Origin of the sequence: Sporosarcina contaminans, assembly GCF_042679045.1 — a bacterium.
GTDB classification, from domain to species: Bacteria; Bacillota; Bacilli; order Bacillales_A; family Planococcaceae; genus Sporosarcina; species Sporosarcina contaminans.
Genome location: NZ_JBHTLT010000095.1, coordinates 1 through 11,717, shown reverse-complemented (window position 1 = coordinate 11,717; position 11,717 = coordinate 1). Strand labels below are relative to the sequence as shown.

Here is an 11,717-nt window from a genome sequence, read left to right as displayed (position 1 = left end):
GCGAAGAGGTCACACCCGTTCCCATCCCGAACACGGAAGTTAAGCTCTTCAGCGCTGATGGTAGTGGGGGGCTTCCCCCTGTGAGAGTAAGACGTCGCCAGGCAACCCATATCTTTTCGACATAGATTCTTTGGTTAGAATTGATCACTATTAAAGAAAATGCAGTTAATGAACCTTATATTCTTTGTCGAGAAGTATACATAATTTTGGTCCCGTGGTGTAGCGGTTAACATGCCTGCCTGTCACGCAGGAGATCGCCGGTTCGATCCCGGTCGGGACCGCCATTTAATTTTACATGTCAACCGATTCTTTCTAAGAATCGGTTTTTTGTTTTATAATATAAGTGTAATTGAAGTATACAAAAGGCTTTCCCTAAGAGTGTAATTTCGGTACACTTAAGCAAAGCTGCGATGAAAGGAAATGGATATGCGGAAAGAAATTGAGGTACATTCACAGCAGGAGACAGAGATTGTTGCTGAGCGGTTAGCAGCTTTGCTTACGCCGCCGGATGTCGTTTTATTGGAAGGTGATCTTGGAGCGGGTAAGACGACTTTTACGAAAGCGCTTGCCAAAGGATTGGGTGTTAAAAGGAATGTGAATAGCCCAACGTTTACGATCCTTAAGCAATACGAAGGAGAACAGTATCCTTTTAATCATTTGGATGTGTACCGTCTTGCTGACAGTGATGAGGATATAGGCTGGGATGAGATTTTTTATGGAGATGCAATTTCCGTTGTGGAATGGGCACATTTAATTGAAGAAAATTTGCCGGAAGAGTATATGGAAATCCGGATTATATATAGCGGAGAAACGTCTCGGAAGATGGTATTTGTTCCAAAAGGCGAGCGTTTTGAAAGAATTTGTGAGGCGATGACGTTATGATTTGGTTAGGGATTGACACGGCGAATACGCCATTGTCGATTGCGATTGTAAAGGATGGAATATTGCTTTCAGAAGTGAATACATCGGTGGCTGTTAACCATTCCTTGCAGGCAATGCCAGAGATTGAGGATTTATTTAAGCGTGTAAAATTGGAGCCTGATGAGATTGATGCAATTGCGGTTTCAGAAGGTCCAGGTTCGTATACAGGCGTGCGAATTGGCGTGACAATCGCCAAAACATTAGCATGGACGTTGAAGAAGCCGCTTGTTGGTGTTCCAAGTTTACAAGTGTTATGTGCGAACGGGTTGTATTTTAATGGTGTGCTATGCCCTGTAGTAGATGCAAGAAGAGGCAATGTATATAGTGCGATTTACGAGTATAAGGATGGACAGCTGCTTTCTTTACTGGATGATGGTCATTATTCAATGAATGATGTTTTACAGGCAGTTGTTGATTTGAAACGTCCGGTTTTATTCATAGGAAAAGATGTTGGTTTGCATGAGCAAGCGATTGTTGAAAAGTGTGAAAACGTGACGATTGCTCCGTATACTGATCAGCTTCCGAGGGCATCAAAGTTGATTGCAATAGCGGAAAAGGTGGATCCGGAGAGTTCGGTTCATGCCTTCACACCTGAATATCGCCGAATTGCGGAAGCGGAAGCGAATTGGTTAAAACAGCAACGGAAGGAACAAGACAGTGAGTAAGACGATTGTATATCGAAAAATGACGGTTGAAGATATTCCAGCTGTTGTGGAGATTGAAAAAGAGGCTTTCCCGACTCCTTGGACAGAAGAGATTTTTGAGCATGAGATGACGAGTAATGATTACGCGCATTATATTGTTGCGGTCGATGGGGATACGGTTGTCGGTCATTGTGGCATGTGGGTTGTACTGGATGAGTGTCATATTACGAATGTTGCTGTGCGCAAGTCTTTAAGAGGATATGGAATCGGAGAGGCGCTTATGCGTAAGGCGATTGAATTGTGTGAAGCGAATGACGTTAAATTAATGACGCTTGAAGTGCGAGTGAGTAATGATCCTGCGAAAAATTTATATCGGAAATTAGGATTTCAAGACGGCGGGATTCGAAAAAACTATTATACGGACGACCATGAAGATGCGCTCGTCATGTGGGTGGAATTATGATGGAAAAAGACGTGTATATTTTAGGGATTGAAACGAGCTGTGATGAAACAGCGGCATCTGTTGTGAAAAATGGACAAACTATCGTCTCGAATGTCGTTGCTTCTCAAATCAAAAGCCAGCAGCGTTTTGGCGGTGTCGTGCCGGAAATTGCGTCCAGGCACCATGTTGAGCAAATTACGTTCGTTATTGAAGAGGCTTTACACGAAGCGAAACTATCACCTTCTGATTTGGATGCAGTAGCTGTAACGGAAGGACCTGGACTTGTAGGGGCGCTGTTGATCGGCATTAACGCGGCGAAAGCTTTTGCGTTTGCCAACAAGCTGCCGATCATAGGTGTTCACCATATTGCTGGTCATATTTATGCGAACCAGCTTATGCAGCCGATGGAATTTCCATTACTTGCGTTAATCGTGTCAGGCGGGCATACAGAGCTTGTATTAATGAATGATCATGGATCGTTTGAATTGATCGGTGAGACGAGAGACGATGCTGCCGGGGAAGCGTATGACAAAGTTGCCCGTGTATTAGGCTTGCCGTATCCGGGTGGGCCACAAATCGATCGATTGGCGCAGGAAAGCGATGAAGCAGTTGAGTTCCCGCGTGCATGGTTGGAACCGGACTCTTATGACTTCAGCTTTAGTGGCTTAAAGTCCGCGGTTATCAATTACAAGCATAATGTGGAGCAGCGTGGAGGCACGGTTAATGATCAGGCAATCGCTGCTGGATTTCAGCAAAGCGTCGTTGACGTTTTGACTGAAAAGACGGTAAGAGCAGCGGAGGAGTTTAAAGTAAAACAAGTGATTGCTGCGGGCGGTGTCGCTGCAAATAAAGGTCTGAGAAATTCATTAGAAAAAACGTTTAAAGAGAAAAACATTCCGTTTTACGTGCCGCCGATTGCGCTTTGTACGGACAATGCGGCGATGATTGCGGCTGCAGGCACGATGATGTATTTGGAAGGTGAGCGAGGCACATTGTCGATGAATGGCAGGCCTGGAATGCCACTTTCCTCTTGGAAATAAAACAATGGAAGCAGAAAGAATCGTCGAATTTTGGCGGTTCTTTTTTCATTTCAAACGTCAAAGGTAAACGCATTTGTCAAGAGGGAACGTCCGTACTTATTCACATTTGTGGATAAGTTGTTTATAACTAATGATTTTTTGTCTAATAGTCCATTCGTTTTTGGATAACTTTGTGGGTAAAAAATGATATTTATGTGGATAATGTTCATAAGTAGTTTATATCCTATTATACCGTGATTTGCTTTGTGGATAAGAATGTGGAGAATGAACACACTATTTTCATCAAAAAAGTAAGAAAGCTGCCGAAATGTGATGCTCATTTCGACAGCTCTAATTTATTGTAAGTTTTCCAATTCCTCTTGATAGGAAAGCCATTCATCGCCAAGCAGGTCATGCTCAGCCTGATAATGATCGATTTGTTCCTGCAGTTCCATTAGTTTGACGTGATCATCTGCATAATGTGGATTCAGTAGTTCTTCTTGCAGCGAAGCGATCTTTTCGTCCAACTCTTCCATTTTCTTTTCAGCATCGGCAATTGCTCTCGTCAGTCGTCTTTCCTGTCTTTGCAATTCACGATTTTCTTCCTGCCGTTTTACCGGCTCCGCAGATTTTCTTTGAACCGCATTTTGTTCTTCCAATAGTTCGTTCAGTTCCGTTTTCTTTTCAATGAAATAATCATAGTCGCCAAGGTATTCGGTGACGCCTTCTGGACCGACATCGATCACTTTTGTCGCGAGTCGGTTAATGAAATACCGGTCATGCGAAACGAAAAGAATGGTGCCTGGGAAATCATCCAATGCATTTTCAAGCACTTCTTTGCTATCCAAATCTAAGTGGTTCGTTGGTTCGTCCAATACGAGTGTATTCGCTTTTTGCAGCATCAGCTTTGCAAGGGATAGTCTCGCCTTTTCTCCACCTGAAAGTGTAGTAACAGGCTTTTCAACATCCTCTCCTGTGAAAAGGAATCTGCCCAATATGGAGCGAATATCTTTTTCATTCATCATCGGCCATTCATCCCAAAGCTCATTGAGCACAGTGCCGTTTCCGATAATGGTAGCCTGATTTTGATCGTAGTAACCAAACTGGACGTTCGTACCGTATCGGATGGAACCTGCCAATGGTTTTTGTTTGCCAACAATCGTCTTTAGCAACGTAGATTTACCGATACCGTTCGGTCCAATGATCGCAATCCGATCGGCTTTATAGGCATGCAGCTTGATATGTTGGGAGACAGGCTCCTCATAGCCGACTGATACGTCATCTAATGTTAGTACATCGTTGCCGCTTGGACGTTCAATTGTGAAGGCGAAGGAAGCGGATTTTTCATTGCCTTCCGGAGCATCCATCCATTCCGTTCGCTCCAAAAGCTTCCGGCGGCTTTTCGCCATTTTGGAAGTGGAGGCGCGTGCAATGTTTTTTTGAATAAACTCTTCTAACTTCGCTTTTTCAGAAGTTTCCCGTTCGTATAGCTTTTTGTCCCGTTCATAGTTCTTCGCTTTTTCATATAGATAAGCGCTATAGTTGCCACTATACTTCGTCACTTTTTTGCGTGATACTTCATAGACAATCGTCACGACTTGATCTAAAAAGTATCGGTCATGGGATACGATTAAAATAGCGCCTTCATACGACAATAGGTATTTCTCAAGCCATCCTAATGTTTCAATGTCCAAATGGTTAGTAGGCTCATCCAAAATTAAAAGATCAGGCTTGCTCAATAACATTTTAGCGAGAGCTAAACGAGTTTTTTGCCCGCCGGAAAGAAGATTGACTTGTTTATCGTAATCTTCTTGGTAGAAACGCATTCCATGCAATACGGATCGCATATCAGATTCATATTGGTAGCCGCCAGAATCTTTGAATTCAATTTGGAGTGCGTCGTATTCTTTCATGACCCGATGATATTCTTCCTCATCTTCATATACAGCAGGATCGGACATTTGCAATTCTAACGCACGTAGTCTATTTTCAAGCTCCAATAAAGGTTTAAAGACAGTGAGCATCTCTTCCCAAACAGTAAGCGTGGAATCGATTCCTGCATGTTGCTCCAAATATCCAATGCGCACACCTTTCGGCAATATTAAATCTCCGCTGTCGGCTGACATTTCGCCAGCTATAATTTTAAGGAGTGTGGATTTACCTGCACCGTTGCGACCGACAAGCGCGACACGGTCTCTGTGCTGCACTTCAAGACGGACGTTTTCTAATATATTTGTTCCAGAAAAGGACTTCGTAAGTCCATTCACTTGTAAAATGATCATGATCGCACCTCTATTCTTATTTAGTGTAATCGAATGTAGAGATCGGTGCAACGGGGCGGCTTTACAGAAAGTGTGAACTGCTGTACGATGGAAACGGCCTACCTTTATTCAATACCATTCATGCGAATGAAGGGCTCTATGCCATTTTCACGTATTTTAAGCTCGACTCAGCAGACGTCCCCAAATTTAAAGGTGGGGTGCCATTGCCCTGTCGAGATACTTTTCCGGTGACCGGAGAAAGCACTTTACGATGCATGCCAAGGAGGTACAAAATGGCAGAGGTAACATCAAAAATTCCACAGGCTACATCTAAGCGCCTTCCATTATATTATCGGTTCCTTCAGAACTTCGCGAATGCCGGGAAAAAACGCATATCATCCAGCGAGTTGAGCGAAGCGATGAAAATTGATGCGGCTACCATTCGCCGCGACTTTTCCCATTTCGGTGCGTTAGGCAGGAAAGGCTACGGCTACGATGTAATGGACCTTCTCCATTTTTTCCGCCAAGCACTTGATCAAGATGAAGAAACGGATGTCGCCCTAATCGGAGTAGGAAGTTTAGGAAATGCTTTTCTAAAATATAATTTCCAAAAGAACCATAACACTCGAATTGTTGTTGCATTCGACCCGAAAGCGCCTGAAACTGGAACGACCGTTAGCAATATCCCGGTCTTTCATCCGGATTTAATTGAAGAAAAGATTATGGAGATGGGAATCGACATTGTTATTTTGACAGTTCCTGCTCGGGTGGCACAAGAAATTGCGGATAGATTGGAGAAGATCGGTGTGAAAGGAATTCTCAATTTTACCCCGGTTCGCCTTTCCGTTCCCGATTCGATGCGTGTGCATACGATCGATTTATCTATTGAATTGCAGGCATTAATTTATTTCATTAAAAATGACGTAAAAGATTCACAATTATAATGCTGCTGTCAATAGTAATACAAGCATTTTTCGTGTAGAATAGACATATTATGAGGGAGGTGTCCGAAATGGCTCCAGGTGTAACGAGTTTAATTTTAATTGCAATAATTGCATTACTCATTTTTGGACCTAAGAAGTTGCCCGAAATTGGAAAAGCAGTCGGCTCTTCATTGCGTGAATTTAAAAATGCAACTAAAGGCCTCGCATCGGATGATGATGAAAAGGCGCAAAAGATTGAAGACAAGAAAAACGACGTGCAATAAGTAAGGATGTCTGTCCGATGAAAGAAAAAAATTTAACCGTCATTGAGCATATAGATGAAATTAGAAAACGGCTGATAGTTATCGTCGTTTTCTTTGTTATTGCGGTAATTGGCAGCTTCTTTTTGGCCAAGCCGATTATTCATTTTTTACAGGATCGAGCGGGAAATGTCGATTTTCACGCATTTACTGTCGTTGATCCAATTGTAATTTACTTAAAAGTAATCGTTTTCTTGGCGATTGTATTGATTTCGCCAGTCATTATGTATCAATTTTGGTCTTTTGTCTCGCCGGGCTTACATGAGACGGAAAGGCGAGCGACGCTCAGCTATATACCTTATGCATTTCTTCTTTTTATCGGAGGAATAGCATTTTCATATTTTGTTCTTCTGCCGTTTGCGATGAATTTCATGATGAACCTATCTGCGGATTTGGACATTCAACAGACGATCGGCATTAATGAATACTTCACATTTCTATTCCAAATTTTAATCCCGTTCGGTATCGTATTCCAGCTGCCGATCGTTCTCTTGTTTTTATCTCGATTAGGCATATTGGATCCGAAATTGTTAGCGAAATTCCGGAAGTATTCCTATTTTGGCCTGTTCGTCATTGCGGCATTCATTACGCCGCCAGACATTATGTCACATCTATTAGTGACGGTACCATTGTTCATCCTATACGAAATTAGTATTTTGATAAGTAAGGTTGGTTATCGAAAATATTTGAAGGCGGAGAAGAAGCGTAAGTTAGAAGAAGTGAAAGCCGAGCAACAACGGCAAATTGATGAAGTGATGAGTAAACTAAATAAATAAAATGAAGTCCGCTTTTGAAGCTACCTTCAAGGGCGGTTTTTTTATCGTGTAATAAAGTAGGAAAGTTCTGTATAATAGATATAGATGTTCATTGGGGCATAGTTTGAACAAAGAGAGGGGAAATGCATGAATCCTTTAATTTCCATTTGGAGTCGGCCGACGGATACACTTCGATATATGCTTAAGGAAAAGACGGCTCGCTATGGATTTTTCATCTTTTTCTTGGGGACAATTGGTAGTGGTTTTTTCGTCTCAGCATCAACTGGTTTGTTCGATGGTTTGCCGCTACTTGCGATTGTCTTACTAGCGTTCTCGTCAAACTATATCGGTGCGTTATTAGGATGGTGGCTCTTGTCTGTACTCTATACATGGATTGGGAAATGGCTTGGGGGAACTGGCACGTTTAGCGATATGGCACGTATCGTTCCTGCAGGCACGATTCCGATCATATGGCTCGCTCCTATGAATTTTTTATTGTTAGCTGTTTACGGGAGTCGTCTATTTGAAGCTCCAACAGATCCCTTAATTCCTACCAATTTGCCAATTGGTATTTATTTTCTAACGAATTTGATTTCCATTGGCGTTGGAATTTATGGAACGGTCATTTCGTGTAAAGGAATAGGCCTCGTTCATGGCTTTTCTGCATGGCGAGGATTAGGTGTCCTAGCAATTGTGTTCGCATTTGGTGTCGTTTTAGGAGTAATACTGATCTTTTTCCTTGTTTTTTCGCTCTTTTCTTCATTTTAAAAATAAAAACTGCCTCCCACGTATTTGGAAGGCAGTTTTTTATTGGAAGAAAATAATAATTGCTTGCTTCATTTTTTGAATCTCTTCCAATTTGTCTGCATTCAATTGTGCAATGGTCACAAAGCCGTTCATGAGCATATGGGAGATCATCGGTGCCCAAATGCGCTGAGTGTAATAATAAATGAACGCGAAGATGAGGCCTGGCGTCATGTACATGAGCAAATGTTCAAATTCGTTGTGGACAGCTGCGAAGATAAGACCGCTGGCAATGGCGGCTATCCAGAAGTTCGTTTTTGTATAAATACCACCGAACAGCACTCGTCTAAAAACGAGTTCTTCTAATAGAGGGGCGAAAATCACGATGGAAATAATAATAATTGGCGCTACTTTTGCTATATTTCCTAAATCGGATGTGTTTTGCGAACCAGGCATAATGCCAAGAGACATTTCAATTATAGCAGCGAGCATTTGGCCGGCCATCGCGAGTAAAAATCCTAAGACGCCCCATAATATTGTTTTCCCAAAGGAAGCTTTTTTTCCTTTTTTGAAGATGTTCCAAAACTTTTTATTGCGTGTCGTCATGAAAAACATGATCGGGGCGGCAATTACGTTTGCAATGAAAAGCCCCCAAGCAATGCCATACATAATCGCATCGAGCTCACTCATGCCGCTAGTTTGGAAATAGCCGATAAACATGTCTCGAAGCGGAAGGCTTCCGAATTGCATCAATAAATAAATGGCGACGATACTTATGTAGATTTTCCAATTTTTCATTAATAACGTCCTTTCTTATGATGTCCATTTTAGCGGTTATAAGAAAGTTTAGCAAAGAGAAATAGATGCGAGTATTTTACTTGCAATTATTGGACAACTTTATTATGATAGGAAATGTATTAGCACTCGTGATTACTGAGTGCTAAAAAAGAAGATATCATGTCGAGGAGGTTGTTTCACTTGTTGAAACCATTAGGTGACCGTATCGTTATCGAACTAATCGAAGCGGAAGAAAAGACATCAAGCGGTATCGTACTGCCGGATTCTGCGAAAGAAAAACCGCAAGAGGGCAAAGTCGTTGCGGCAGGAACAGGGCGCGTTCTTGAGAACGGCCAGCGTGTCGACTTGGAAGTAAAAGAAGGCGACCGCATTATCTTCTCAAAATATGCTGGTACTGAAGTGAAGTATGAAGGCAATGAATATTTAATCTTGCGTGAAAGCGACGTTTTAGCCATCATCGGATAAATAGTTCAGCATATGCCCTTACTTTGTAAGTGGAGGTTGGATGTAAGTTTACGATGATCTTTGAAGGCTCATAGAAAGATACGAAAAATCAGGAGGGAATTCATAAATGGCTAAAGAAATTAAATTTAATGAAGATGCTCGCGGCGCAATGCTGCGTGGTGTTGATACACTTGCGAACGCTGTAAAAGTGACGCTTGGGCCAAAAGGGCGCAACGTTGTTTTAGAGCGTAAATTCGGTTCTCCACTTATTACGAACGATGGTGTGACAATCGCAAAAGAAATTGAACTTGAAGATGCATTCGAAAATATGGGTGCGAAATTGGTTGCTGAAGTTGCTTCCAAAACGAACGAAATCGCTGGTGACGGAACAACGACTGCAACAGTATTGGCGCAAGCGATGATCCGTGAAGGATTGAAAAACGTAACAGCTGGTGCAAACCCAGTCGGTATCCGTAAAGGAATTGAAAAAGCGGTTGTAACAGCAGTTGAAGAATTGAAAGGCATTTCTGATGAAATCGAAAGCAAACAAGAAATCTCTCAAGTTGCTGCAATTTCATCAGGCGACGAAGAAGTCGGCAACTTGATCGCTGAAGCGATGGAGCGCGTTGGCAACGACGGCGTTATTACAATCGAAGAATCAAAAGGATTCACAACTGAGCTTGATGTTGTAGAAGGTATGCAATTCGACCGCGGTTATGCATCTGCATACATGGCAACAGACACTGATAAGATGGAAGCGGTTCTTGAAAACCCTTATATCTTAATTACTGACAAGAAAATTGCGAACATCCAAGAAATCCTTCCTGTACTTGAACAAGTCGTTCAACAAAGCAGACCGCTTCTTATGATCGCAGAAGACGTTGAAGGTGAAGCACTTGCAACACTTGTTGTCAATAAACTTCGCGGTACATTCAACGCAGTAGCTGTTAAAGCTCCTGGATTTGGTGATCGTCGCAAAGCAATGCTTGAAGACATTGCCATCTTAACTGGCGGTCAAGTCATTACAGAAGATCTTGGACTTGATTTGAAATCTACTGATATTACACAACTTGGACGTGCAGCGAAAGTCGTTGTTACGAAAGATCATACGACAATCGTTGAAGGAAACGGCGATACAGATGCAATCAATGCGCGTGTTGGCCAAATCCGCGTACAACTTGAAGAAACAACTTCTGAGTTCGACAAAGAGAAACTACAAGAACGCCTTGCAAAATTGGCTGGCGGCGTAGCGGTTATCAAAGTCGGAGCAGCGACAGAAACAGAGTTGAAAGAGCGTAAACTTCGCATTGAAGACGCATTGAACTCTACTCGCGCTGCAGTTGAAGAAGGTATCGTATCTGGCGGTGGTACAGCATTAGTGAACGTTTATACAAAAGTTGAAACATTGCTTGAGTCCACTGAAGGCGACGTGGCAACTGGCGTGAAAATCGTTCTTCGTGCACTGGAAGAGCCGGTACGTCAAATCGCAACAAACGCTGGTCTTGAAGGCTCAATTGTTGTCGATCGCCTAAAACGCGAAGAAGTCGGCATCGGCTTCAACGCTGCAAACGGCGAATGGGTCAACATGATGCAAGCAGGTATCGTAGACCCGACAAAAGTAACTCGTTCAGCTCTACAAAACGCAGCTTCTGTAGCGGCTATGTTCCTATCAACTGAAGCAGTCGTAGCAGACTTGCCTGAACCACCAGCAGCTGGCGGCGGCATGCCTGATATGGGCGGCATGGGCGGCATGATGTAATTAACCTGACTAAAAGGTTGATTTATCAATGTTTCAGACGCTCCAATCGTGTTGTTTAATGAAAAACTAACAGGAAAGCAACATTTTCTTCGATAAGATTAAAATGTGATGCTTTGTAGGATGTCTCCGTACAAGTTTGTAATCTTGTCGGAGGCATCTTTTTTCATTTCGTGATGCATCAAGATTGAGACCGTCCTGTACCGAGGGGAAGTATGTGTATGCATAAGACTCTGAGGTGTTAGTAGCTTGTATTTATTAACGTTGTTTTTAGGGCAAACGGTACAATCGTTCGACAATTTACTGATGAATGCCATTAAATATAGCAATGATAACGGGGATATTCAGGTTTTGCTTAAAAGACATAAGCGATATTTATAGGCCATCTAAGCGAAGCATGTACAAAAGAGGAATTGGAAGACTTATTTGAACGTTTTTATAAAAATAAATAAAGCAGCAGAAGGTTCTGGATAAAGCTTCGCAATTTCTAAAGGGATTGCAGGATGACAAGGAGGAGAAATCCAAGCAAAATATAAGAATGGCCTTGTTGAACTTATTGTTTGATTACCAATAGGTGAAGAAGAGGGATAAAGACCTCAGCCTACAATAAAAAAATAGTCTTTCATCTGAGTACCTCAGATATGATTTTAAATGGGGCTGTCCAATAAGTCCCTAAAATAGAACAGGTGG

General features: G+C 42.3%; 13 protein-coding genes, 1 tRNA gene and 1 rRNA gene. 13 read left to right on the top strand and 2 right to left on the bottom strand.

The genetic code is table 11. From position 1 onward, the window contains the following. The 6 genes from rrf to tsaD all read left to right on the top strand — a co-directional run. Nucleotides 1–103, top strand: a 5S ribosomal RNA gene (gene rrf / locus ACFQ38_RS12225); the annotation flags it as partial. 105 nt (nucleotides 104–208) lie between these two features. Then, nucleotides 209–284: transfer RNA gene (locus ACFQ38_RS12220), tRNA-Asp, on the top strand. Between the two features lie 142 nt (nucleotides 285–426). Continuing rightward, nucleotides 427–882, top strand: a complete 456-nt coding sequence (gene tsaE / locus ACFQ38_RS12215) for a tRNA (adenosine(37)-N6)-threonylcarbamoyltransferase complex ATPase subunit type 1 TsaE (protein ID WP_336825446.1) — start codon at nucleotides 427–429, stop codon at nucleotides 880–882. Beyond that, a complete protein-coding gene (tsaB, locus tag ACFQ38_RS12210; protein ID WP_381481175.1) occupies nucleotides 879–1,586 on the top strand; it encodes a tRNA (adenosine(37)-N6)-threonylcarbamoyltransferase complex dimerization subunit type 1 TsaB in 708 nt (235 codons plus the stop codon). Before tsaE ends, tsaB begins: the two co-directional genes overlap by 4 nt. After that, nucleotides 1,579–2,028 carry a ribosomal protein S18-alanine N-acetyltransferase gene (rimI, locus tag ACFQ38_RS12205; protein ID WP_336825426.1) on the top strand — a complete coding sequence of 150 codons (450 nt, stop codon included), beginning with the start codon at nucleotides 1,579–1,581 and terminating at the stop codon, nucleotides 2,026–2,028. Before tsaB ends, rimI begins: the two co-directional genes overlap by 8 nt. Continuing rightward, complete coding sequence (tsaD, locus tag ACFQ38_RS12200) at nucleotides 2,028–3,047, top strand: tRNA (adenosine(37)-N6)-threonylcarbamoyltransferase complex transferase subunit TsaD (protein WP_381481171.1); 1,020 nt, start codon at nucleotides 2,028–2,030, stop codon at nucleotides 3,045–3,047. The genes rimI and tsaD overlap by 1 nt, the downstream gene beginning before the upstream one ends. Before the next feature lie 335 nt (nucleotides 3,048–3,382). Here the strand turns inward: tsaD and ACFQ38_RS12195 are convergent, their stop codons facing one another. Further along, nucleotides 3,383–5,308, bottom strand: coding sequence for an ATP-binding cassette domain-containing protein (locus ACFQ38_RS12195; protein WP_381481168.1), 1,926 nt, complete (start codon nucleotides 5,306–5,308; stop codon nucleotides 3,383–3,385). Nucleotides 5,309–5,580: 272 nt separating this feature from the next. Between ACFQ38_RS12195 and ACFQ38_RS12190 the strand changes: the two genes are divergently transcribed. From ACFQ38_RS12190 to ACFQ38_RS12175, 4 genes are all read left to right on the top strand, one after another. Next, nucleotides 5,581–6,231 (top strand): redox-sensing transcriptional repressor Rex, encoded by a 651-nt coding sequence (locus ACFQ38_RS12190; protein ID WP_336825432.1) that lies wholly within the window; start codon nucleotides 5,581–5,583, stop codon nucleotides 6,229–6,231. A 68-nt stretch (nucleotides 6,232–6,299) separates the two neighbouring features. Then, nucleotides 6,300–6,494, top strand: coding sequence for a twin-arginine translocase TatA/TatE family subunit (gene tatA / locus ACFQ38_RS12185; protein WP_336825434.1), 195 nt, complete (start codon nucleotides 6,300–6,302; stop codon nucleotides 6,492–6,494). Nucleotides 6,495–6,511: 17 nt separating this feature from the next. Further along, the gene (gene tatC / locus ACFQ38_RS12180) at nucleotides 6,512–7,306 is read left to right on the top strand and encodes a twin-arginine translocase subunit TatC (protein WP_336825436.1); all 795 of its coding nucleotides are present in this window, start codon (nucleotides 6,512–6,514) and stop codon (nucleotides 7,304–7,306) included. Between the two features lie 126 nt (nucleotides 7,307–7,432). Further along, a complete protein-coding gene (locus ACFQ38_RS12175) occupies nucleotides 7,433–8,053 on the top strand; it encodes a Yip1 family protein (protein ID WP_381481165.1) in 621 nt (206 codons plus the stop codon). A gap of 39 nt (nucleotides 8,054–8,092) precedes the next feature. On the opposite strand, the gene ACFQ38_RS12170 is transcribed toward ACFQ38_RS12175, so the two are convergent. Continuing rightward, nucleotides 8,093–8,827: a CPBP family intramembrane glutamic endopeptidase gene (locus ACFQ38_RS12170; RefSeq protein ID WP_336825440.1), complete on the bottom strand. Its 735-nt coding sequence runs from the start codon at nucleotides 8,825–8,827 to the stop codon at nucleotides 8,093–8,095. A gap of 180 nt (nucleotides 8,828–9,007) precedes the next feature. Here ACFQ38_RS12170 and groES point away from each other — a divergent pair, with 180 nt between their 5' ends. The 3 genes from groES to ACFQ38_RS12155 all read left to right on the top strand — a co-directional run bounded on the left by groES (nucleotide 9,008) and on the right by ACFQ38_RS12155 (nucleotide 11,479). Next, complete coding sequence (gene groES / locus ACFQ38_RS12165) at nucleotides 9,008–9,292, top strand: co-chaperone GroES (RefSeq protein WP_147059641.1); 285 nt, start codon at nucleotides 9,008–9,010, stop codon at nucleotides 9,290–9,292. Nucleotides 9,293–9,398: 106 nt separating this feature from the next. Beyond that, complete coding sequence (groL, locus tag ACFQ38_RS12160) at nucleotides 9,399–11,030, top strand: chaperonin GroEL (RefSeq protein ID WP_336825444.1); 1,632 nt, start codon at nucleotides 9,399–9,401, stop codon at nucleotides 11,028–11,030. A gap of 368 nt (nucleotides 11,031–11,398) precedes the next feature. After that, complete coding sequence (locus ACFQ38_RS12155; RefSeq protein WP_381481177.1) at nucleotides 11,399–11,479, top strand: RNA-binding protein; 81 nt, start codon at nucleotides 11,399–11,401, stop codon at nucleotides 11,477–11,479. The last annotated feature ends 238 nt before the right edge of the window (nucleotides 11,480–11,717 follow it).

Excerpts from the sequence above, each read along its gene's own strand:
- tsaE (WP_336825446.1), top strand. The coding sequence starts at position 427 with ATGCGGAAAGAAATTGAGGTACATTCACAGCAGGAGACAGAGATTGTT.
- tsaB (WP_381481175.1), top strand. The coding sequence starts at position 879 with ATGATTTGGTTAGGGATTGACACGGCGAATACGCCATTGTCGATTGCG.
- tsaD (WP_381481171.1), top strand. The coding sequence starts at position 2,028 with ATGGAAAAAGACGTGTATATTTTAGGGATTGAAACGAGCTGTGATGAA.
- ACFQ38_RS12195 (WP_381481168.1), bottom strand. The coding sequence starts at position 5,308 with ATGATCATTTTACAAGTGAATGGACTTACGAAGTCCTTTTCTGGAACA.
- ACFQ38_RS12190 (WP_336825432.1), top strand. The coding sequence starts at position 5,581 with ATGGCAGAGGTAACATCAAAAATTCCACAGGCTACATCTAAGCGCCTT.
- tatA (WP_336825434.1), top strand. The coding sequence starts at position 6,300 with ATGGCTCCAGGTGTAACGAGTTTAATTTTAATTGCAATAATTGCATTA.
- tatC (WP_336825436.1), top strand. The coding sequence starts at position 6,512 with ATGAAAGAAAAAAATTTAACCGTCATTGAGCATATAGATGAAATTAGA.
- ACFQ38_RS12175 (WP_381481165.1), top strand. The coding sequence starts at position 7,433 with ATGAATCCTTTAATTTCCATTTGGAGTCGGCCGACGGATACACTTCGA.
- ACFQ38_RS12170 (WP_336825440.1), bottom strand. The coding sequence starts at position 8,827 with ATGAAAAATTGGAAAATCTACATAAGTATCGTCGCCATTTATTTATTG.
- groL (WP_336825444.1), top strand. The coding sequence starts at position 9,399 with ATGGCTAAAGAAATTAAATTTAATGAAGATGCTCGCGGCGCAATGCTG.